Source organism: Loktanella sp. IMCC34160, assembly GCF_004145845.1.
Taxonomy (GTDB): domain Bacteria; phylum Pseudomonadota; class Alphaproteobacteria; order Rhodobacterales; family Rhodobacteraceae; genus SELP01.
The window spans coordinates 535880-557317 of record NZ_SELP01000001.1 but is presented as its reverse complement, the minus strand read 5'-3'; the positions used below and the strand labels follow the sequence as shown (position 1 = coordinate 557317).

Annotated in this window: 18 protein-coding genes; 9 read left to right on the top strand and 9 right to left on the bottom strand. The window is 65.6% G+C overall.

The features are described 5' to 3' along the window. Positions 1–130: 130 nt before the first annotated feature. Entirely contained in the window at positions 131–1876 is a 1746-nt protein-coding gene (locus tag EU803_RS02710) for a trypsin-like peptidase domain-containing protein (protein WP_347400075.1), read from the bottom strand. 197 nt (positions 1877–2073) lie between these two features. Here EU803_RS02710 and EU803_RS02705 point away from each other — a divergent pair, with 197 nt between their 5' ends. Genes EU803_RS02705 through glyS form a run of 3 tightly spaced genes read left to right on the top strand, consistent with a single transcriptional unit; the run spans position 2074 to position 5761 of the window. Further along, positions 2074–3006, top strand: a complete 933-nt coding sequence (locus tag EU803_RS02705; protein WP_129679498.1) for a glycine--tRNA ligase subunit alpha — start codon at positions 2074–2076, stop codon at positions 3004–3006. Next, on the top strand, positions 3003–3536 hold the full coding sequence (locus tag EU803_RS02700; protein WP_129679496.1) for a DUF6446 family protein: 534 nt from the start codon (positions 3003–3005) through the stop codon (positions 3534–3536). The genes EU803_RS02705 and EU803_RS02700 overlap by 4 nt, the downstream gene beginning before the upstream one ends. Further along, positions 3536–5761, top strand: coding sequence for a glycine--tRNA ligase subunit beta (gene glyS, locus EU803_RS02695; RefSeq protein ID WP_129679494.1), 2226 nt, complete (start codon positions 3536–3538; stop codon positions 5759–5761). Before EU803_RS02700 ends, glyS begins: the two co-directional genes overlap by 1 nt. A gap of 150 nt (positions 5762–5911) precedes the next feature. Here the strand turns inward: glyS and EU803_RS02690 are convergent, their stop codons facing one another. The 3 genes from EU803_RS02690 to EU803_RS02680 are packed head-to-tail and all read right to left on the bottom strand — an operon-like array spanning position 5912 to position 8866. Further along, positions 5912–7267: an MATE family efflux transporter gene (locus tag EU803_RS02690; protein ID WP_129679493.1), complete on the bottom strand. Its 1356-nt coding sequence runs from the start codon at positions 7265–7267 to the stop codon at positions 5912–5914. Between the two features lie 55 nt (positions 7268–7322). Then, the gene (locus EU803_RS02685) at positions 7323–8222 is read right to left on the bottom strand and encodes a hypothetical protein (protein ID WP_129679491.1); all 900 of its coding nucleotides are present in this window, start codon (positions 8220–8222) and stop codon (positions 7323–7325) included. After that, positions 8210–8866, bottom strand: coding sequence for a DUF1007 family protein (locus EU803_RS02680; protein WP_129679489.1), 657 nt, complete (start codon positions 8864–8866; stop codon positions 8210–8212). Before EU803_RS02680 ends, EU803_RS02685 begins: the two co-directional genes overlap by 13 nt. Positions 8867–8966: 100 nt before the next feature. Here EU803_RS02680 and EU803_RS02675 point away from each other — a divergent pair, with 100 nt between their 5' ends. Together EU803_RS02675 and EU803_RS02670 are read left to right on the top strand one after the other, a co-directional pair. Next, positions 8967–9614: a DUF2461 domain-containing protein gene (locus EU803_RS02675; protein ID WP_129679487.1), complete on the top strand. Its 648-nt coding sequence runs from the start codon at positions 8967–8969 to the stop codon at positions 9612–9614. Then, positions 9611–10495, top strand: a complete 885-nt coding sequence (locus EU803_RS02670; protein WP_129679485.1) for a LysR family transcriptional regulator — start codon at positions 9611–9613, stop codon at positions 10493–10495. The genes EU803_RS02675 and EU803_RS02670 overlap by 4 nt, the downstream gene beginning before the upstream one ends. Positions 10496–10506: 11 nt before the next feature. Here the strand turns inward: EU803_RS02670 and pyrC are convergent, their stop codons facing one another. The 3 genes from pyrC to EU803_RS02655 all read right to left on the bottom strand — a co-directional run bounded on the left by pyrC (position 10507) and on the right by EU803_RS02655 (position 14042). Beyond that, positions 10507–11559 carry a dihydroorotase gene (gene pyrC, locus EU803_RS02665; RefSeq protein WP_207209151.1) on the bottom strand — a complete coding sequence of 351 codons (1053 nt, stop codon included), beginning with the start codon at positions 11557–11559 and terminating at the stop codon, positions 10507–10509. Positions 11560–11610: 51 nt separating this feature from the next. Next, the gene (gene xylB / locus EU803_RS02660; protein WP_207209150.1) at positions 11611–13062 is read right to left on the bottom strand and encodes a xylulokinase; all 1452 of its coding nucleotides are present in this window, start codon (positions 13060–13062) and stop codon (positions 11611–11613) included. Positions 13063–13124: 62 nt separating this feature from the next. Then, on the bottom strand, positions 13125–14042 hold the full coding sequence (locus EU803_RS02655) for a LysR family transcriptional regulator (protein WP_129679481.1): 918 nt from the start codon (positions 14040–14042) through the stop codon (positions 13125–13127). A 107-nt stretch (positions 14043–14149) separates the two neighbouring features. Here EU803_RS02655 and araD point away from each other — a divergent pair, with 107 nt between their 5' ends. Then, a complete protein-coding gene (araD, locus tag EU803_RS02650) occupies positions 14150–15892 on the top strand; it encodes an L-arabinonate dehydratase (protein WP_129679480.1) in 1743 nt (580 codons plus the stop codon). Positions 15893–16000: 108 nt separating this feature from the next. Further along, positions 16001–16924, top strand: a complete 924-nt coding sequence (locus EU803_RS02645) for a Gfo/Idh/MocA family oxidoreductase (protein ID WP_129679478.1) — start codon at positions 16001–16003, stop codon at positions 16922–16924. Between the two features lie 227 nt (positions 16925–17151). On the opposite strand, the gene EU803_RS18775 is transcribed toward EU803_RS02645, so the two are convergent. Continuing rightward, positions 17152–17799, bottom strand: a complete 648-nt coding sequence (locus EU803_RS18775; protein ID WP_277985700.1) for a HEPN domain-containing protein — start codon at positions 17797–17799, stop codon at positions 17152–17154. A gap of 141 nt (positions 17800–17940) precedes the next feature. Beyond that, a complete protein-coding gene (gene thyX / locus EU803_RS02635) occupies positions 17941–18849 on the bottom strand; it encodes an FAD-dependent thymidylate synthase (RefSeq protein WP_129679474.1) in 909 nt (302 codons plus the stop codon). A gap of 202 nt (positions 18850–19051) precedes the next feature. On the opposite strand from thyX, the gene EU803_RS02630 reads away from it, so the two are divergent. After that, positions 19052–20002 (top strand): thymidylate synthase, encoded by a 951-nt coding sequence (locus EU803_RS02630; RefSeq protein ID WP_129679472.1) that lies wholly within the window; start codon positions 19052–19054, stop codon positions 20000–20002. 9 nt (positions 20003–20011) lie between these two features. Beyond that, positions 20012–21397, top strand: coding sequence for a hypothetical protein (locus EU803_RS02625; protein WP_129679470.1), 1386 nt, complete (start codon positions 20012–20014; stop codon positions 21395–21397). Positions 21398–21438: the final 41 nt, after the last annotated feature.

The following is a 21438-nucleotide window of genomic DNA, read 5'->3' as shown; positions in this document are numbered from 1 at the left end:
GACTCAGCGTCCCTTCTTCTTTGGGTTAGAAATATCCTCTGGGGGTCCGGGGGGCGAAGCGCCCCCGGGTAAGGTGGGTTTCAACCCACCATCTGCAGTTCAGGTCGCGCTACCCAGCAGCTACCCTGCCCTACCAACAGCTGACCAGAACCGTCATGTCGGCGGCCCGCAGGGTCAGGGTTTCGGGCGGCATATAGGCCAGGCTATCGGTGGTCTGCACCTCGACCCCGGCAGCTTCAAGCGCGGCGACGATGGTGTCGCTGTCGAGCGTAAAGCTCACCTCGGGCGGCAGCATCTGGCCGTTCATCTCTGCCTTGGGCAGAAGCATCCCCAGCACTGCGCCGCCATTGTCGAAGACCGGGCCGCCCGCATCGCCGGGCTGTGCGGTCAGGGCCAGCCGCTGCAATTCTTCTTCCCCGTTCAGGCCCCGGATATCGGCCAGCTTGCCAAAGGTCAGGGTCGGCAGCGACAGCACGCCGCCATAGGGGAAGCCCCCCACCGCCACCTGATCCTGAAGCCGGGGAATGGCGGTCTGAAACTCGGCCACGCCCATCGGCGCCAGATCGTCCCGCGTCCGCAGCACCGCGATGCCAAGCGCCGCGTCCACATGCGCCACTTCGGCCTCGTGGGTTTCGTCGATGGTCAGGCTCTCGCACTGCCCCACGGCCTCGGCCGTGGTCAGAACCGCCCCGTCGCCGGTGATATAGAACCCGGAGCGCGACAGGCGCGGCTGCCGCACTTGCAGCCCCGACACAAGGTCGATCGCCTGATCGTCGTCCGCCGGGGCGATGGCGGGGTCAAGCACCCCGTCGATACCCGCAAAACTGCCGATCATTTCGGCAAGAACCCGGCTGCGCCGTTCCTCGTCTCCGGCGGGCCAGACAAGGATGAACCCCTTGATCTGCCCGTCCCGCAGACTGGCCTGCGCGTGGCTGTGCAGGCTGTCATTCTGCCCGTCGATGGTGAAACTGTCGCTATCGCGGGACCGCGGCCCCTCGGTCGGGATGATTTCCAGGGTCTGCAGGATTTCATAAAGACCGAAAAGCCGGTTCTGGTCGCCTTCCTGGCTGATCAGCAGCAACTGTGCCGGCAGATCGCCGGTCGGCCCATATTTGGCGAAGGGCGGTTCGTATTCGTTGAATCCCATGACCCCGGCGGGCACCAAGAGTTCGATCCCGGCGGCCGCGTCGCGTGTCAGTGTCAGGTTCATCCCGTCCAGAACGGCGTTGTATTGCGCGAACAGCTCGGCCCGCTGCCCGGTGGTCAGGATCCCGGTCGGCTCGTGGTTGTTGGCTTCCTGCCAGGCCTGCATCGAAGCGCGGGTCCCGCGCCCGAAGGCCCCGTCGATGGCGCTGTTGTAGTAGCCCGCCCATTGCAGGGCGACCTGCAGGTCCATCCGTTCCTCGCGTGTCAGTGCCGCCTCCGAGGCGCGGGCTTCGCGCGGGGTCTCGTCCGGGATCGCAATTTCGGGCTCCGGCTCCGCCAGCACGACAGGTTCGTCCGTCGCGGCGGGTTCGGCCACCGAGGACGGCAGCGGCTGCGCGGTGGTTTCCGCGCCTACGCCCACCGGCCAGAATTGTTGCTGGAAGCGGCGGCCATCGGCGATGAAACTGTCGGCGGGAATCTGGCCCGACCGACGCAGATCGGACAGCAGCCGTTCGGCATCCGCCGCCCCATAGGGCCCAAGCGCGATCCCGTACCAGCCAGAGCCGATATAGTAGCCGTTCACATTGTCCAGCCGCTGCGCATAGGCGCGCGCCCGGTCCTGTGCCTGCGCAAGGGTCGGCTGGGCCTCGACCTGGACCCAGGCAATGTCCTGAGCCACGGCCTGCACGCCGAAGAAAACCGTCACAATGAAAACCGCGAATTTCCGCATCATACCCGTTCCCGAATGTCTTGTTCCGCCCCGTGCCGGGCGTTGTTCGCCGGACAAACTAGCAGACCAGACGGCCTGTGCAGCAGGAATCTGCCCCGCAACCGCAATTGCCCGTATTTTCACGGCGGCGCGTCCGATTGACCCCATCCGCCGCCCGTCCTATTGAGGCGCCAAGCAGATGCAGGAAGCAAAGCCCCATGTCCGACAAACCCCGTTCGTTCCAGGAAATCATCCTGCGGCTTCAGTCCTACTGGGCCGCCAAGGGATGCGCCGTCTTGCAACCCTATGACATGGAGGTCGGCGCGGGCACCTTCCACCCGGCCACAACCCTGCGCAGCCTCGGGTTGCGGGCCTGGGCGGCGGCCTATGTGCAGCCCTCGCGCCGTCCGACCGACGGGCGCTATGGCGAAAACCCGAACCGGTTGCAGCATTACTACCAGTATCAGGTCATCATCAAACCCAGCCCGCCGGATCTTCAGGACCTTTACCTTGGGTCGCTTCAGGCGATCGGGATCGACGCGACCCTGCACGATATCCGCTTTGTCGAAGACGACTGGGAAAGCCCGACGCTGGGCGCATGGGGCCTTGGCTGGGAGGTCTGGTGCGACGGGATGGAAGTCAGCCAGTTCACCTATTTCCAGCAGGTCGGCGGCCACGACTGCCACCCGGTCTCGGGCGAGCTGACCTATGGGCTGGAACGTCTGGCGATGTATGTGCTGGGCGTCGATCACGTGATGGACATGCCGTTCAACGATCCGGACGCGCCCATCGCCCTGACCTATGGCGACATCTTCCGCCAGACCGAGGAAGAATACAGCCGTCACAACTTTGACGCCGCCGACACCGACCAGCTGTTCCAGCACTTCAAGGACGCCGAGGCCGAGTGCCAGCGCATTCTGGACACCCCCGCCGACGACCCCAAGACCGGCAAGCGCATCGTCATGGCCCACCCGGCCTATGACCAGTGCATCAAGGCGTCCCACCTGTTCAACCTGCTGGACGCGCGCGGGGTGATCTCGGTCACTGAACGGCAGGCCTATATCGGGCGGGTCCGGGCGCTGGCCAAGCTGTGCGCCGATGCCTTTGTCCAGACCGAAGCGGGCGGCTACACCGCCGGGGCGGCACAATGAACAGCACCCGTATTGCCATTCTGGGGATCGCCATGAGCGCGCTTATCGCTGGCCTTGCCATGTATTACCTGCAGGTCTACGCCTTCTACGATGACGTGTCGGCCGAAGACGCGGGCGGGGTCGAACTGACCCTTGTGGGCACCGATGCCCGCGACCCGATCGTCTTTGACAACTTTCAGGCCATCGACAGCGACAGCAGCCCCCTGCGGTTCCGCGCCTGTTTCACCACCGGCCATTCGCTGGCGATGCTGACCGAAACCTACGAAATCTACGACACCGCCGAACCGCTGGTCGCGCCCGCGTGGTTTTCCTGCTTCGACGCCCGCGCCATCGGCGAGGCCCTTGAAAGCGGCGAGGCTGTCGCGTTCCTGAGCCGCGAAAACGAACCCTATGGCTTTGACCGGGTCGTCGCTGTCTTCCCTGACGGGCGCGGCTATGTCTGGCCCCAACTAAACCACTGCGGAGAGGTCGTCTTTGACGGCGACCCGGCCCCCGAAGGGTGCCCCCCTGTCCCCGAAGGACTGCGCTAATGCCTGATCTGCTGATTGAACTCTTCTCGGAAGAAATCCCCGCCCGGATGCAGGCGCGCGCCGCCGATGACCTGCGGCGGCTGGTCACCGACGGGCTGGTCGAGGCCGGTCTGACCTACAAGGGCGCCGCCGGCTTTGCCACGCCGCGCCGGCTTTGCCTGTCGATCGAGGGGCTGGACGCGGAATCGAAACCCGTCCGCGAAGAGCGCAAGGGCCCTGCCACCACCGCCCCCGACAAGGCGATCGAGGGCTTCCTGCGCGCGACCGGCCTGTCGAAGGAACAGCTGGAAATTCGCCCGGCGGGCAAGGCCGAGGCCTACTTTGCCGTGATCGAAAAACCGGGACGCAAAGCGGCCGAGATCATCGCCGAGGTGCTGGAACCCACCATCCGCAACTTCCCCTGGCCCAAGGCGATGCGCTGGGGCGCGGGGTCTTTGCGCTGGGTCCGCCCCCTGCATTCCATCATCTGCCTGCTGACCGACGAAGGCGGGGCCGAAGTCGTGCCGTTTGAAATCGACGGGATCACCGCCGGGAATACCACCCGCGGCCACCGCTTCCTGTCCGAGGGCACGATCACCGTCAGCGGCTTTGACGATTACGAGGCCAAGCTGAAGAAGGCCCATGTGATCCTTCGCACCGAGGAGCGGGCCGACCACATCTGGCACGACGCCACCAACATGGCCTTTGCACGCGGCATGGAAGTGGTCGAAGACAAGGGCCTTCTGGCCGAGGTCGCGGGGCTGGTCGAATGGCCCGTGGTCCTTCTGGGCGAAATCGGCGTGGATTTCCTTGGGCTGCCGCCCGAGGTGCTGCAAACCTCGATGAAGGAACACCAGAAGTTCTTTTCGGTCCGCAACCCCAAGTCGGGCCGGATCGAAGGCTTCGTCACCGTCGCCAACATGGAGACCGCCGACAAGGGCGCGACCATCCTTGCGGGCAACCAGAAGGTTCTGTCGGCGCGGCTGTCGGATGCGAAATTCTTCTGGGAAAATGACCTGCGGGTGGCCAAGGCAGGCATGGGCAACTGGACCGACGGTCTGGCCAATGTGACCTTCCACGCCAAGCTGGGCAGTCAGGCCGACCGGGTCGCCCGGATCGCGGCACTTGCCCGTGACATTGCCCCCGCCGTGGGCGCCGATGCGGACAAGGCCGAAGAGGCCGCAATGATCGCCAAGGCCGATCTGCGGTCCGAAATGGTGGGCGAATTCCCCGAACTTCAGGGGGTCATGGGCCGCTACTACGCGCTCGAGGCCGGGCGGGCGACGGATGTGGCCAATGCCGCCCGCGACCATTGGAAACCGATGGGGCAAGGCGACGATGTGCCGTCCGACCCGGTGGCCGTCGCCGTGGCGCTGGCCGACAAGCTGGACACACTGACCGGGTTCTGGGCCATCGACGAAAAGCCCACCGGGTCGAAAGACCCCTTCGCCCTGCGCCGCGCCGCGCTGGGGGTGATCCGGCTGGTGCTGGAAAACGATCTGCGCCTCTCGCTGGACCGCTATTTCGACGGACAACTTCTGCGCCTGCGGGCACGGCAGAATGGGCATGACGAAACCGCGCATCAGCTGCTGAACGAGATGCTGGACGAAATCGCCGATCATGGGGTCTTCGGGGCCGCCGTGCGCACGGTGATCGACCGGTTCGACGGGGACACCCCCGACGCAGTCGAACAGGCCCGGACCGAGATTCCGGACACATCCGAAAACCTTCTGGCCTTCTTCCACGACCGCCTGAAGGTGTTCCTCAAGGACCAGGGCATCCGCCATGACGTGATCGACGCCTGCGTGGCCATGCAGGGCAATGACGACCTGACCCTGCTGGTCAAACGCGCGCAGGCCCTCTCGGCCTTCATGGCGACCGAGGATGGCGAGAACCTGATCCAGGGCTTCAAGCGGGCCAACAACATCCTGTCTCAGGCCGAGGAAAAGGACGGGGTGGAATATTCCTTTGGCGCCGACGCAAAGTTCGCCGAAGGGCCCGAGGAAACCGCGCTGTTTGCCGCGCTGGACGGGGCAGAGGCCGCGATTGGCCCGGCGATGGAGGCCGAGGATTTCGGCGCCGTCATGGGGGCCATGGCCGGGCTGCGTGCGCCCATCGACGCCTTCTTCGAGGCGGTGCAGGTGAACGCCGACAACGCCGTGGTGCGGCGCAACCGGCTGAACCTTCTGTCCCGGATCCGGACGATCTGCCTGTCAGTCGCCGATCTGACCCGGATCGAAGGTTAGGGGGGTGGTGGGTTAAAACCCACCTTACAATCAGCTTTTGTCACAGCCGCCGGGACGCCTAGCGGCCCGGCACACGCCCGCCCGCCCTCACGGCGCGCGTGCGCCTGTATTGGAGAAGTCCCGTAAGGTGGGTTTCAACCCACCCTTCCCCTATCGGGCGATCCGCACCGTGTGCAGCCAGAACCGCGCCGACAGGCTGATCGCCGCGCAGCCCAGCCCGACCGTCAGGCCAAGCCAGAGCCCCACCTCCTCCCATCCCAGCACGAAGGCCATGATGTAAGAGGCGGGCACGCCGATCACCCAATAGCTGAGCGTGGCCAGCCACATGGGCACATTGGTGTCCTGCACCCCGCGCAACAGCGACAGGGCCACGATCTGCCCGGAATCGACGAACTGGAACAGCGCCGACAGCAGGATCAGCACGATCCCGATCTCGATGATCGCGTCGCGGGCCGGGTCGGTCGGGTCAAGGAAGGCCCCGGCCAGCGGCCCGGGGATGGCGACGAAAATCACCACAACCGCGACCCCGAAGGCAAAAGCGATCAGATGGGCGGCCTTGCCCACGGTCCGCAACGCCGCCTCGTCCCGCCGGCCAAAGGCGCCGCCGGCACGGATCGTCGCGGCCTGGCTCATGCCCACGTGGAACATGAAGGTCAGCGCGGTGACCTGCAGTGCGATGCCATGGGCCGCCAGTTCCTTTTCCCCGATCCAGCCCATCATGATGGCCGAGGCGTTGAACAGCCCCCCTTCGGCCAGCGAGGTCAGCCCGATCGGCACTCCCAGCACGAACAGCCGCCACAGCGCCTGCCAGTCGGGCCGCCAGATCCGCTGAAACAGGACGTAGTCGGGAAGTTTGACCTGCGCATAGATGGCCAGCACGATCAGGGTGAAGCACTGGATCAGGACCGAGGCGATGGCCGCCCCTTCGATCCCCAGTTCCGGCGCCCCAAGGTTGCCGAAGATCAGCGCATAGTTCACTACCGCGTTCAGGAACACGCCCGACACGGTGACCCACAGCTGCACCCCGGTCAGTTGCAGCCCCGACAGATACGACCGCAGCACCTGCGCCAGAAGCGCGGGCACCATGCCGAAAACGGCGATACGCAGGTATCTTTGCCCTTCGGCCGCCACCTCTGCCGTCTGGCCCAGCCACAAGAGGACCGCTTCGGACCACCAGAGCGGCGGGAAGGCCAGGGCGAAATAGGCAACCGACAGCCACAGCCCCATGCGGGTGGCCCGCCGCGCCTGCGTGGTGTCGCCCTCGGCCTCGGCCGCGGCGACCAGCGGCATCACCGCATGGGCAAACCCTGCCCCCATGATGAACAGGATGAACCAGGTCGAGGTGGCAATGGTCGCCGCCGCGAGGCTGAGGATGGAATACCATCCCAGCATCACCGTATCGGTCATATGGATCAGGAACCCCGCGACGAAACTGCCCACCAAAGGCATTCCAAGGCCCAGAAGGCTGCGGGTCTCGGCCCGGAGAGAGGTGGCTGTCGTGGTCATCGCCAAGCCTTAGGACGGGACCGCGCCGTGGTCCAGAGGGGTCGTGCCCCGGCTGTCAGATCACGCGCAGCGCGAGTTGCAGCGCAAGCACAGCAACAACAGCCCCGGCCAGAACCTCGGCCCCGGCCATGGCCCGCGCGGCGCCCCGGCTGGCCGCGACCTGCGCCAGCGCGCTTTCGCGAAACCCCACCGCCGCGATGGCAACCACGACGGTGATTGTCGCCGTCCCCAGCCCCATGGCGAAGGCGCCTATGATCCCGGCCCAATCCGCGCCGATCCGCCAGCACAGGATCAGCAGGAACAGCGCGCCGGTGCAGGGCCGGATGCCGATGGTCCCGATGACCGCCAGCGCGTCCCACAGGCTGCGCATGTCCTGCGCCTGTTGCAGGCTTGGGCCGTGGGCATGGCCGCAGTGGTCGCAGGTCTCCCCCTCGCCGTGGTGGGCGTGGTCCGCCACGCCGCCCGCGCGCCGCCAGTGCCGCAGCCCGCGCCAGACCAGCCACAGTCCCACCAGCCCGATCAACCCATAGGACAGCGGCGCCATGACCCGGTCGGCCAGCCCCTGCATATAGGTCCGCGACCAGCCCAGAAGCAGGACACCGGCATAGACCAGCACCACCGCGCTGGCCGCCTGCGCCAGAGATCCGCCAAGGGCCAGAAGCGACAACCGCCCGACCGGCACCCGGCTGCCGACGCCGACCCCGCCGATCACCAGCTTGCCATGACCCGGCCCCGCCGCATGGACCACGCCATAGGCGAAGGCCACCCCCCACAGTGCCCAGACGGCCGCCAGATCGCCGGCCTTGAGCGCCCGCAGCGCGCCTGCCATGGCGTCCTGTGCCTCGCGCTGACCGGACGCCGCCCAGAAGGCGACCCGGTCAGCCCCGCCAAAGCCCCATAGCCAGACCGCAACCCCCAGAAGGGCCGCGGCGGGAAGCGCGGTCAGGGCGCGCATGTGACCTCGACCCGGTCGGCGAACAGATGGCCCACCTCGGGCAGGTTTTCCTCGGGGCCGAACTGGTCGATGGACCGGCCAAACAGGATCTGTTCGGCCTGTGTCTGGGCGGCGGCGATATCGGCCGGGTGCAACCGGGCGGCACAGCCCGCGCCGCCCTCCAGACCGATCACCTCGTCCACGATATGGGCGGTGTAGTAGTAGGGATCATAGGGGGCGACGATCAGCGGCGCGTCACTGGCCGCAACCGGGGTTTGCAGCGGGCGGTAATGGCTTTCCTCCATCCGCCCGTCGACAAGACGTACCTGCGCCGCCTGCCGCGGCCCAAGCGGCAACGCCACGCCCCCATGCTCCAGCGTCAGATCGCCGGCGAACCCCTCGGGCCAGTCCAGGACAAAATCCGACAGTTCCTGCAATTCCGCCTCGGTCAGGACCATGTCGCCATCGGGATCAAGGCCCATATCCTCGGTCAGGAGAAGCGAGAAAAAATCATCGTAAAGCCAGACCAACCGGACCCCCGCGACACGACCCGCGTCATCGAAGACAACGGTGACCGAGGTATCGATGAAGACATGCGGATGCGCCCGCAGGGGCGCGGCAAGGGTAGCAAGCGCAAGGGTTGCGGCAATCAGCTGTGGTTTCATGATGGGCAAGCTAGTGCCAAGCGCGCCAATCCTCAATGGACAGCGGTCGCGCGGTTGGCCATGATCGGCGGGGAACTGCCAGACGCCGGAAAGGGCGGGAATGACCGATTATGACCTGATGATCGACACGGGCCGGGCGTTTTATACCCGCCTTACCGAGAACAACACCAAGGAATGGTGGGAGGCGAACCGGCAGACGTATGACACGATCCTGAAACCGGCGGCAGAGGCGCTGTTGACAGAACTGGTCGGCCCGCTGTCGAACATCGCAGGCGCACCGGTCCGGCCCAAGCTGTTCCGGCCCCATCGCGACGTGCGGTTTTCCAAGGACAAGACCCCGTATAAGCCGCATCTTCATATGCTTTGGCAGGTCGAAGACGCGCAGGCCCCCGCTACCCCTGCTTATTTCTTCGGGCTTGCGCCCGACTACGTGATCGCGGGCGGTGGGATCCTGGCCTTTGACAAGCCGGTGCTGGAAAACTGGCGCAAGTTCGTGGATCTGGACGCCGACCGGGTCGCCGACATCTTCGGCGGTCTGGCCAAGGCCGGGTTTACCCTGCGCGAACCCGCGCTGAAAAAGGTGCCACCGCCCTACCCCGCCGACCACCCGCAGGCCGATCTGTTGCGGATGAAGGCCTGCGTCGCCACCCGGCCCCTTGGGGTTGGACCGGTGCCTGACGCGATCCTGTCGGCCTTCCGTGACCTGAAACCGATGAACGAGTTCCTGCTGCAGGTGGCCTGCGCATGATCGACAAGCTGGAAATGTTCATCGCGCTGGCGCGCGAGGAACACTTTGGCAAGGCCGCCGAAAGCCTTGGGATCACCCAGCCGACCCTGTCGGCAGGGATCAAGGCGCTGGAATCGCAACTCGGGGTCCAGCTTGTCTGGCGCGGGTCGCGCTATGGCGGGTTGACGCCGGAAGGGGCGCGGGTGTTGGACTGGGCGCGGCAGATCGTGGGCGACGTGCGCACCATGCGGCAGGAAATGCGCGCCGTGAAAATGGGGCTGTCGGGCGACCTGCGGCTGGCCGCCATCCCCACCGCGCTGACCAAGGCGGCAGAGCTGTCCGCGACCTTTCAGGCGCGCCACCCCGGCGTCCATTTCACCATCCTGTCGCGAACCAGTGCCGAGATCCTGTCGATGCTCGACAACCTCGAGATTGACGGCGGCATCACCTATCTGGACAACGAACCGCTGGGCCGGGTCACCAGCGTGCCGCTTTACCGCGAGGATTATACGCTGGTCTGCGCCGAGACATCGGAATTCGCGGGCCGCGAGGGGGTTAAATGGGCCGAACTGGAAGGCCAGCCCCTGTGCCTTCTGACCCCGGACATGCAGAACCGCCGGATCATCAACCAGCATCTGGCAGAGGCCGGGGTGACGCCCGGACCGACCGTCGAAAGCAATTCCACCGTGGTTCTGGTGGCCCATGTGGCGACGGGCCGCTGGATGACGATCCTGCCCACCAAGATGGCCGAATTTCTGTCGGTCGGAAAACCCTTGCAGGTGGTGCCCCTGACCGGGCGGCGGCAACATCACGCGGTGGGGCTGATCGCCCCTTACCGCGAACCGCATACGCCGGTGATGGCCGCCTTGCTCACAGAGGCGCAGAAGGTCGCGGACGGCTAGGGGCGTCGGTCTTAGACCTCGACCCGCCAGTGCAGCGGAAAGCCGGGATCAAAGACCGTGACCGGCCCGGCCCCGGTGTCGATCCGTTCGGGATAATCGACCGGATCGCCCTTGACCAAACTCACCGTCTCCTCGTTCGGCGCCAGCCCATAGAACCGCGGCCCGTTGAGCGAGGTGAAGGCTTCAAGCTGTTTCAGCTTGCCCGCCGCCTCGAACACCTCGGCCAGACAGGACAGGGTGTTGGGCGCGGTAAAGCAGCCCGCACAGCCGCAGGCCTGCAACTTGGCCGGGTCCGTATGCGGGGCGCTGTCGGTCCCAAGAAAGAACCGCTTGTCGCCGCTTGTCGCGGCCTCGACCAATGCAATCCGGTGGGTTTCGCGTTTCGCCACGGGCAGGCAGTAGTAATGCGGCTTGATCCCCCCGGCGAGGATATGGTTGCGGTTGATGATCAGGTGATGGGTGGTGATCGTCGCGGCAAGGTTCTTGTGGGTGTCGCGAACGTAATCCACCGCGTTCTGGGTGGTCACATGTTCCATCACCACGCGCAGGTCCGGGGTTTTCTTGCGGATCGGTTTCAGCACCCGGTCGATGAACACCGCCTCGCGGTCGAAGATGTCGATGGTCGGGTCCGTCACCTCGCCATGCACACACAGGGGCATCCCGATCTCGGCCATGGTTTCCAGCACCGGGCGGACCTTGTCAAAGTCACGCACGCCCGAGGCGGAATTGGTCGTCGCCCCCGCCGGGTAAAGTTTCACCGCCGTGGCGATCCCTTCGGCATGGGCGCGGGCCACATCCGCCGGGTCAGTCTCTTCGGTCAGGTACAGGGTCATCAGCGGGGTGAAGGACATGCCATCGGGCAGCGCCGCCATGATCCGGTCGCGATAGGCGGTGGCCTGTTCGGCGGTGACCACGGGCGGCACAAGGTTGGGCATGATGATCGCCCGTCCGAAATGGGCCGCGGAATAGGACAGCACCCCTTCCAGCATTGCCCCGTCGCGCAGGTGCAGGTGCCAGTCATCGGGGCGGCGAATGGTCAGTCGGGTGATCGGATCCTGTGTCATGGCGCCCCAATACACCTATGCCGGGCGTCTGACCATAGGGTTGCAGCGCCGCTATTGCACCGCCCGGATCGCGGGATAGGCGGCGCGGAAGGCGGCATAGCCATCGTCGAAGGCGGCGACCAGACCGGCATCCGGCGCAATTGTCTCGCCGACCTCGGGCGCGGTCATCGCGGCCTCGGGCGCGGTCCCGGACGCGGCACACTGACCCAGCCGCGCCGCGCCCAGCGCCGCGCCGAACTCGCCCCCGGCGGGCAGGTGCAACGGCAGGTTCAGCACCGTTGCGATAATCCGCACCCACAGGCGCGACGCCGCCCCGCCGCCGATGGCAAAGACCCGGTCCAGACGGGCGCCGGTGCCCTTCAGGGCCTCCAGACTGTCGCGCAGGCCAAAGGCCACCCCCTCCAGGACCGCGCGGGTCAGATGCTCGCGCGTGGTTGCCCCGGCCAACCCGGTGAAACTGCCCCGGATGGCCGCATCATTGTGGGGTGTCCGTTCGCCCGACAGGTAGGGCAGGAACCGCACCGCGCCCGGCGCGCGCAGGTCATCGCCCAGCGCGCGGGTCAGCCCGGCGGGACTGTCGCCGGTGATCCGCGCCAGCCAGTTCAGGCTGTCGGTGGCCGACAGCATCACCCCCATCTGGTACCAGCGCCCCGGCACCGCGTGGCAAAAGGTGTGCAACGCGGTGTCCGGCGCGGGCGCATATCCGTCCCGCGCGGCCAAGAGCACGCCCGAGGTACCCAGCGACACGAACCCCTGCCCCTCGGACAGGGCGCCGATGCCGCAGGCCGCCGCCGCATTGTCCCCCGCCCCGCCCGCAACCGTGACCGGCGCGGTCAGGCCCCAGCGGGCGGCGATGTCGGGCTTCAACTCTCCGGCCCGGTCCGACCCCTCCACCAGTCTTGGCATCTGGTCGCGGCGCATATACCCGGCCTCTAGCAGAACATCCGACCAGTCCCGCGCGCCCACATCCAGCCAGGAGGTGCCGGCGCTGTCGGACATGTCGGCAACGGTGTCCCCGGTCAGGTAGAAATTCAGATAGGCGGCGGGCAAAAGCACCTTTGCGACCCGGTCAAAAACCGCCGGTTCATGGGCGCGGACCCACTCCAGTTTGGGCGCGGTGAAGCCCGGAAAGACGATATTGCCCGACAGGATGCGCACGCCCGGCAGCGCGTCCAGCCGCGCCGCCTCGGCATGGCTGCGGGTGTCGTTCCACAGGATGCAGGGGCGCAGCACCGCGCCCGCCCCGTCCAGCAGGGTCGCGCCATGCATATGGCCCGCAACACCGATCCCCTTCAGATCGGCAAAGCGGGGGCAGCTGGCGCGCAGGTCGGCGACGGCCCCTTCCAGCGCCGCGACCCACAGGGCCGGATCCTGCTCGGACCAGCCGGGATGCGGATGTGATTGGGCATAGGGCCGTTCGGCGGACCCAAGGGTCGTGCCGTCCTCCTCCACCAATAGCGCCCGCAGGCCCGAGGTCCCCAGATCGATTCCCAGATAGGTCACGGCATGTCTCCCAGTAGTCACCCCCGAACATATGCCCGACATGCGGGCAATTGCCATAGGGATCAGAGCGCCTCGAACACCGCGCGCAACAGACGATCCGCCGCGGCCGACAGCCTGCGATGCCGGGGCCGGATCACGAAACAGGGCGACACGGCGATCGGATCGGTCAGGTCCAGCGTCACCAGCCGCGCTCCGATCCGGTCTGCTGACAACAGTTGCACCACCTCGGCGGTCTGGGGGGCGATCACATCGGTCGCCTCCAACAGGGTCAGCGCCACCAGCAGGGAGGAGGAATTGGTGATCCGCGCGGGCACATCCAGCCCCCGCGCCATGAAGGCCGCCTCGACCGCCTGCCGGATCGGCGACCCCAGTTCCTGCATGACCCAATCCGCGCCCCGCAGCGCCCGAAGCGGCAGACTGCGCTGACCAGCCAACGGATGTTCGGGCCGGACCAGCAGGGCCACCTCCTCGCGCCGTGCCGGGTGCAGGTGATAATCGCGCCCGTCATATCCGGGCGGCAGGCGGCCGATGGTGAAATCGAACCGGCCTTCGGACAGCCCGCGCATCAATTCGACCGACGGGGCGACCTCGATCGTCATCTCGATCCCCGACGCGGCGGCACGAACGGCCTGCACGGCGGGCATCAGAACACCGACGGCAGGGCCGGTCACCGCGCCCACGCGGACATGGCCCGCCTCTCCGTTTTCCGCCCGGCGCAGGTCCGCCTCCATCGCCTCGAACCCTTCAAGGATCAGGCTCGCGTGGCGCAGCAGAACCTCGCCCAGCGGGGTCGGCACCATGCCCTTGGGGTGGCGGTCAAACAGGGGGCCACCCGCCTGTGCCTCGACCTCGGACAGGATGCGCGAGGCGGCGGGCTGCGACATGGCCGACAGCGCGGCGGCCCGTTGCAGCTGCCCGGTTTCCCCGATGTGTAGCATCAGGGCCAGATGGGTTGGCTTCAGGCGATGGGCGAGGGTCATGCCCCCACATACCATGTTTGTTATTCCGATCGCCATATAATGAAATTGAATGTTATCCTCTTGCCCTGCTACCCCTGCCCCATCCCCCGCAACCAGCAGGACATCCCATGAGCTTTACACCCGCCCCCTGGCCCCGCCGACTTCGGTCGCAGGAATGGTACGAAGGCACCGGACGCGACACGATCTATCACCGGGGCTGGCTGAAAAATCAGGGCTACCCGCACGACCTGTTCGATGGGCGACCAATCATCGGGATCATGAACACATGGTCCGACCTGACCCCCTGTAACGGGCACCTGCGGGAATTGGCGGAAAAGGTGAAGGCAGGCATCTGGGAGGCCGGTGGCTTCCCGGTCGAGGTGCCGGTCTTTTCGGCCTCGGAAAGCACCTTTCGCCCCACGGCGATGATGTTCCGCAACCTTGCCGCCCTGTCGATCGAGGAACAGCTGCGCGGCCAGCCGATTGACGGCGCGGTGCTTCTGGTCGGCTGCGACAAGACCACCCCATCGCTGCTGATGGCCGCCGCGTCGACCGATATCCCCTCGATCGTCGTCACCGGCGGGCCGATGCTGAACGGCTATTTCCGGGGCGAGCGGGTTGGCTCCGGCACCCACCTGTGGAAGTTCTCCGAGGCCGTGAAGGCCGGCGAAATGACGCCCGAAGAATTCCTTGAGGCCGAAAATTCCATGAGCCGGTCCTCTGGCACCTGCAACACCATGGGCACCGCCAGCACCATGGCGTCGATGGCCGAGGCGCTTGGCATGGCCCTGTCCGGCAACGCGGCAATCCCGGCGGTGGACAGCCGGCGGCGGACCATGGCGCAATTGTCCGGGCGGCGGATCGTGCAGATGGTCAAGGACGACCTGAAACCTTCTGACATCATGACCAAACAGGCCTTTGAAAACGCGATCCGCACCAATGGCGCCATCGGCGGGTCCACCAATGCGGTCGTGCACCTTCTGGCTATCGCGGGCCGGGTCGGCGCCGACATCACGCTGGACGACTGGGACCGTTGCGGGCGCGACGTGGCCACAATCGTGAACCTCATGCCCTCGGGCAAATACCTGATGGAAGAGTTCTTCTACGCGGGTGGCCTGCCGGTCGTGCTGAAACGGCTGGGCGAGGCCGGGCAATTGCACCGCGACGCGCTGACCGTCTCCGGGGCGACCATCTGGGACGAAGTCAAGGATGTGACCAACTGGAACGAGGACGTGATCCTGCCGCTGGACAAGGCCTTGACCCAACAGGGCGGCATCGCGGTGCTGAAGGGGAACCTCGCGCCGAACGGGGCGGTCCTGAAACCCTCTGCCGCCTCGCCGCACCTGATGAAACACCGGGGCCGCGCGGTCGTGTTCGAAGACATCGACGACTACAAGGCCAAGATCAACGATGACGCGCTGGAGATCGACGAGACCTGCGTCATGGTCCTGAAGAACTGCGGGCCCAAGGGCTATCCCGGCATGGCCGAGGTGGGCAACATGGGTCTGCCGCCGAAGGTGCTGAAGAAGGGGATCACCGATATGGTCCGGGTCTCGGACGCGCGGATGTCGGGCACCGCCTATGGCACGGTCGTCCTGCACACCTCGCCCGAGGCGGCGGCGGGCGGGCCGCTGGCCGTGGTGCGGACCGGCGACATGATCGAACTGGACGTCGCGGCGCGGCGCCTGCATCTGGACATCAGCGAGGCGGAACTGGCCGCGCGGCTGGCAGACTGGGCCCCGACCCACGACCAACCGGCAAGCGGCTACGACTGGCTGCACCAGCAGCACGTGCAGGGGGCGGACACCGGGGCCGACCTTGATTTCCTGCGCGGCTGCCGGGGGCGGGCCGTGGGCAAGGACAGTCATTAGCACCCGGCCAATCACCAGATTGGCCACGCGGCATTGCGCCCCCATGGGCGGAGCGGTCCGGGCTGGTCGCCCGAACCATACGACAGGACTGAACAGGAGATCACCTTGATGGACATCGCCCTCGTCGGGATCGGCAAGATCGCCGTGGATCAGCACGTTCCGGCCATCGCCGACAGCCCGGACTGGACGCTTGCGGCCACGGTGTCACGCCGGGGCACGGTCGACGGGGTCGCGGCCTATACCGACCTTGGCGCCATGCTGGACGCCCACCCCGAGGTGCGGGTTGTCTCGCTCTGCCTGCCGCCTGTGCCACGGTTCGACTACGCCCGACAGGCCATCGCGGCGGGGCGGCACGTGATGCTGGAAAAACCACCCGGCGCGACGCTGGCGGAATGCCACGCGCTGGCGGCGCTGGCGGCGGAACAACGGGTCTGCCTGTTTGCCACATGGCATTCGCGGGCCGCCGATATGGTGCCCGCGGCCAAGGCATGGCTGGCCGACAAGACCCTGCGGCGGCTGCAGATCACCTGGAAGGAAAACGTGCGGCAATGGCATCCGGGGCAGGACTGGGTGTTCGAACCCGGCGGGCTGGGGGTGTTCGATCCAGGCGTCAACGCCCTGTCCATCCTGACCGAGATCCTGCCCGTCCCGGTGCACCTGACCCGGGCACGGCTGATGTTCCCCGAGAACCGGCACACGCCCATCGCGGCCAGCTGCACCTTCCACCACCCCGGCGGGGCCGAGGTGGGGATGGAACTGGACTGGCTGGAACCCGGCGCGCCGGCGTGGCGGATCGAGGCCGAGACGGAGGAGGGCACGATGGTGCTGGACAAGGGCGGGGCCGAGATGACGGTGAACGGCACGCCCGTCGCCCGGCCCGAGGGGGCGCTGGGGGAATACCCGACGCTTTATGCGCAGATGGCGCGGCTGGTGAAAACGGGGGGAACGGACATGGACCTCTCGCCCCTGCGGCACGTGGCCGATGCGTTCCTGCTGGGGGAACGGATCAGGGTCGAGGGGTTCGAGTGGTAGACGCGACAAGCGCGACACCTAATCGCGGCCCATGGAACCCACACCCACGCGCCCGGCCCGAGGGTGGGTGCGGAACGCGCCCGCCGTCACGCCGAAGGCGGGCCACTCAGATATTGGGCGGGTGAAGGGGTCCGATAGGTAGGCACGGCAGGCGCGACACCTCCTCGCACCCCGCGAACCCCACATCAACGCGCCCGGCCCGAGGGTGTGGGCGGAACGCGCCTTCGCTAGCTCAAGACGCGTTCTATGGCACCAACAAACTCCTTGATAAAGAACACGCTTTCATCCGCAAAAGCTCGGTCAATATCGCGAAGTGCATATTTTCGCGCTTTCACTTGCTTGTAGAGATCCGCCTCATGAACAATGCAATTGCGCCTCTCCACTATTCTGTTCAGCTGCGCCTGAACCTCTTCCACACTTCTTTGACCGTTCATATCGTCGCGGACTCTTCTCCAGAAGTCTTTTTCGCCTATTAACTGAGCAAACTCACCAACACCGTTTGAGCTTTGAAATGTAATAGAATGCAACTTATTCTGTAGCGCTCTCTTGAGCAGATTACCCGGCCTCGACTTTGGATCTTGGCGCAATGTCCGTGTGGCCTTGAATGCATTGTGAGCCGGAAACTCAAATCTGCGCAGCTTTTTGGGAATATCCCTCTCCGCTCCGTTCAAGAATGAAAAACATCTAGTTACTGCGACATCGTGTAGATAGCGATCCATTGACGAGACTGATGAAACGACGGCCGATCTCAGGAGCTCTGAGGCATAGCTATGATTGAATCTCTCACGCGTCAGGCCGTGTGGTGCATCCTTGAGAATCAAAATGCTATCTCGACCGTCAACCCTCAAGACCCTTTGCCTCGAAGGCCAATGCATGAATTTCTTGAAACTCTTTGCCCAATCAGAACGAACATTCCGTTTTCGGCGATCTGCAACCAAATCGTATAGAAAAAGAAAATGTTCGGCCCTTTCGTGAGCCAATTCGAACCTTGTGAATTCGCCTGCCATTGCCTAAGTTCACCCCTCAACCACCTCCATGAACTCCCGCCATTCGCCCTTACTCATGCCAGAGCTTTCCTGCGTGACCTCTTCACCTTTAAGCATACGTTTCACGCAGTCAATCGCGCGCGAGGAGAGTGTGGCGCCGCCCATCCGGTAGTCCTCGAAGGCGCCATAGGCGGCGGGGACCCAATCGGCGACCAGCTTGCAGATCTCCTCGGCATAGACCCGGATTTCATATTGCGCGTGGGCGTCCGCCCGCAGCCGCAGGAAGTGGAACAGGTTGTGCAGGTCCACCTTCCAGTACCATTGGGTATAGATGTTGGCGGGCAGATTCATCCGGGCCAGTTCGCGGGCCAGCCCCTGTTGCCCCTCCTGCCCGATCATCTCCTCGTAATGGTCATAGCAGCGCGCCGCGTCGCCCTTGAGGTATTCCAGCACCCGCGCGGCCTCTTCCCCCGACAGCGCCTCGCCCCGGCCCTGATTGTTGACCACCGATTGCGCCGCCAGCGCGTCCGGTTCGGGGATGTAGAACTCCCGGTCGAGGATCGAATAGCGGGCGGAGTATTCGTTCACGTTGGCGGTCCGGTGCCGGATCCACTGGCGGGCGACGAAGACCGGCAGTTTGACGTGCAGCTTGATCTCGCACATCTCGAAGGGGGTCGAATGCCAGTGCCGCATCAGGTAGCGGATCAGGCCGGCGTCGTTCTGCACCGACTTCGTGCCCTTGCCATAGCTGACCCGCGCCGCCTGACAGATGGCGGCATCGTCGCCCATGTAATCAATGACCCGGACAAAGCCGTGGTCCAGCACCTGGTTCACCTTGTAGAGATGCGCCTCCATCCCTTCGGACACGGCCCGCAGGGTCTGTTTCGGGCTGGCGCGCAGCGCGTCGATCTCGGACTGCTGTTCGGGGGTGACGGGCATCGGGGGTCCTCCGGCTGAATGATTCAGCCGCCACTATATGTGACAGGCGGGCGTGGCGGAACCTCCATATGCTGTGGTTTGACGCCGAATTGCCGCACATCGCCCCGCCTGATGGCGAAACCACCAGTCCAACGTTGACTTTCAACCCCAAGGCGCGGATTCTGACGCCGAATTCGAAAGAGGCAGAGCAGAGAGGCCCCGGATGTTCAAAAAGTTCCTGACCCTGAGCACCCTTGCGCTGCTGACGGCCTGCGGCGACGGGCAACCGTTCATCTTTGCGGATACGACACCGACAACGCCGACCGACCCGAACGAGCCTGACGTGCCCGACCCGAACGTGATCCCCGCCGCATTGTCCGGCGACATCAGCGCGGTCGCCTATAACGCCTCGACCGGGCTTCTGCTGATCGACCTCGCGGCGCTGGACCAGACCAACGGCGATGTTCCCCTTGTCGAATATGACCGCAACCCGGCCTTGGATGTTCCGGGATACATTGCCTACAGCTATCAGGATGACCCGCTGGACCGGATGTTCGTGGCCATTGTCGCGGAAAGCTTTGACGGCGCGGTCGAGGCGGTGGTCGCCATGGATGGTGGACAGTTCACCAAATACTTCGGCGGCACCTATTATGGGCGCAATGCCGACTACACCAGCCCGGGCGGCCTGGTGAGCTATGCCGGGTCCTATGCCGGCATCACCAATCTCGATGCCGATGGGGCACAGCTTCTCACGCCTTCGGGCAGCCCGAGCCCCTCTGTCCTGCCCGGCCAGCCCGCGCAGGTCACAGGCAACGTCTTTTTGAACGCCGACTTCGGGGATGGGGCCGTTAACGGTGTCATTACCGACCGGACATGGGTCAATCTGAATGCCGTCGATCTGGGCGAACTGGGCGCAAGTCTGCCCGATGTCTTCCTGATCCCTGCCGAGATCACGCCGGGCGGGACCTTCAACGGAGTAGCCGAAGATGCGGGGCAGCTAAACATCGGCACCTATGGCGGAATCTTCGGTGGTGATGGCGCGACGGCGGTCGCCGGGTCGGTGTTCCTTGAGAACTTCCTTGACGGGATCGACAACGAAAACGAATTCGGGATCTTCGTGCTGATGCAATGCGGTCAGCCGGGCGATGCCCCGATCTGCGTTGACGCCAACTAGTCCGGGCCGGTGATTTCCCGGTCGAAACGGTTTCTGGCCAGCCTTGTGGTTTTCGCGGGGCTGGCCTTTTCCGCTACGGCGCAGGACCGGATCGCGCTGGACCTCGACAGTGGACGGCGACTTGCGCAAGAGGCGCTGTTGTCGGGCAACCCCGAACTGACGCGGGAACTGGCGCTTGGGCTGTTGCAGGCCAATCCCGATGACCGGACCGCATGGGTTCTTCTGGCTGCGGCACTGCCGCAACTGGGTGACGCCGCGGGCGGGCAAAAAGCCGGGGCACGCGCCTACGCGCTCTCGACCACCGAGACCGAGAAGTACGAAGCCGCGCGGCTGACCGCGCTGGCCGCGATGCGGGCCGAAAGATTCACCCAGTCGCAGATTTGGCTGCGCCGCGCCGCGATCCACGCGCCGAACGATGCGCAGGCCCGGCAGACCGCGCGGGACTATCGGCTGGTTGCGGACCGGAACCCGTTGCGGATCGACCTTGCCTTCGCCGCCACGCCCTCGTCCAACCTTAACGGGGGCAGCGAAAGCGCCTACAGCATCATCGACGGACTGCCCTTTATCGGGGTCCTTAGTGGCGACGCACAGGCCCTGTCCGGGATCGAGGCGCGGGGGGACGTTGCACTGCGCTACCGGCTGAGCAGCAGTGAAACACGGCAACAAAACTTGACGGCGCGGATGATCGGGCGGGCAGTCCGGCTGTCGGACGCAGCCCGCGAAACCGCGCCCGAGGCTGAAAACGGCGACTTTGCCTATCTTGTCGCCGATCTGGGATATGGGGACCGTCGGGTCACCGACGCGCTTGGCTATGGCTGGGGTGTCAATTTCGGCCGGGTCTGGGGCGGGGCTGAGGCAGAGGTCAGCTACAGCTTTGCAAAGCTCTCGGCTGACGGCACCTATACCCTGTCTGACCGCGCCGCCGCTCAGGTCTTTTCCAGCATGGAAATGCGTTGGGATGGCGACGGGGCACGGGATGCGCGGATCGGGACCATTGGCGGCGGGCTGACATGGGTCGCGGACGGGGCGATGCCGGGTCAATACGCGGCCAGCCTCAGCCTGCGACACACCGAAAGTCCGACCCCAAACGACCGGTCGGATGTGGCAACCGCGCAGCTGTCCTTTGCCCCGGCGCAGGCCATTGGCCCGGCCAGCATGCGGTTCACCCTTGGCGGGGCCATGTCGGATTATCCCGATTACGCGGTGGTGTTTGTGGTTCCCGGCGGGCGGCAGGATACGATGGGCTTCGCCTCGGTCGAGGTGACCCCGGCAGACTGGTCCTACGCCGGGTTTGCGCCGGTGCTGACCCTGACGCGGCAGATCACCCGGAGCAACGTCAGCCGCTTTGACACCGCGGAAACCAGCCTTCAGATCGGAATTCGGTCCACCTTCTGACCACGGGGCTGGCGCCCGCCCGTTGCCATGCTACCCTTTGC

Excerpts from the sequence above, each read along its gene's own strand:
- EU803_RS02710 (WP_347400075.1), bottom strand. The coding sequence starts at position 1,876 with ATGCGGAAATTCGCGGTTTTCATTGTGACGGTTTTCTTCGGCGTGCAG.
- EU803_RS02705 (WP_129679498.1), top strand. The coding sequence starts at position 2,074 with ATGTCCGACAAACCCCGTTCGTTCCAGGAAATCATCCTGCGGCTTCAG.
- EU803_RS02700 (WP_129679496.1), top strand. The coding sequence starts at position 3,003 with ATGAACAGCACCCGTATTGCCATTCTGGGGATCGCCATGAGCGCGCTT.
- glyS (WP_129679494.1), top strand. The coding sequence starts at position 3,536 with ATGCCTGATCTGCTGATTGAACTCTTCTCGGAAGAAATCCCCGCCCGG.
- EU803_RS02690 (WP_129679493.1), bottom strand. The coding sequence starts at position 7,267 with ATGACCACGACAGCCACCTCTCTCCGGGCCGAGACCCGCAGCCTTCTG.
- EU803_RS02685 (WP_129679491.1), bottom strand. The coding sequence starts at position 8,222 with ATGCGCGCCCTGACCGCGCTTCCCGCCGCGGCCCTTCTGGGGGTTGCG.
- EU803_RS02680 (WP_129679489.1), bottom strand. The coding sequence starts at position 8,866 with ATGAAACCACAGCTGATTGCCGCAACCCTTGCGCTTGCTACCCTTGCC.
- EU803_RS02675 (WP_129679487.1), top strand. The coding sequence starts at position 8,967 with ATGACCGATTATGACCTGATGATCGACACGGGCCGGGCGTTTTATACC.
- EU803_RS02670 (WP_129679485.1), top strand. The coding sequence starts at position 9,611 with ATGATCGACAAGCTGGAAATGTTCATCGCGCTGGCGCGCGAGGAACAC.
- pyrC (WP_207209151.1), bottom strand. The coding sequence starts at position 11,559 with ATGACACAGGATCCGATCACCCGACTGACCATTCGCCGCCCCGATGAC.
- EU803_RS02655 (WP_129679481.1), bottom strand. The coding sequence starts at position 14,042 with ATGACCCTCGCCCATCGCCTGAAGCCAACCCATCTGGCCCTGATGCTA.
- araD (WP_129679480.1), top strand. The coding sequence starts at position 14,150 with ATGAGCTTTACACCCGCCCCCTGGCCCCGCCGACTTCGGTCGCAGGAA.
- EU803_RS02645 (WP_129679478.1), top strand. The coding sequence starts at position 16,001 with ATGGACATCGCCCTCGTCGGGATCGGCAAGATCGCCGTGGATCAGCAC.
- EU803_RS18775 (WP_277985700.1), bottom strand. The coding sequence starts at position 17,799 with ATGCATTGGCCTTCGAGGCAAAGGGTCTTGAGGGTTGACGGTCGAGAT.
- thyX (WP_129679474.1), bottom strand. The coding sequence starts at position 18,849 with ATGCCCGTCACCCCCGAACAGCAGTCCGAGATCGACGCGCTGCGCGCC.
- EU803_RS02630 (WP_129679472.1), top strand. The coding sequence starts at position 19,052 with ATGTTCAAAAAGTTCCTGACCCTGAGCACCCTTGCGCTGCTGACGGCC.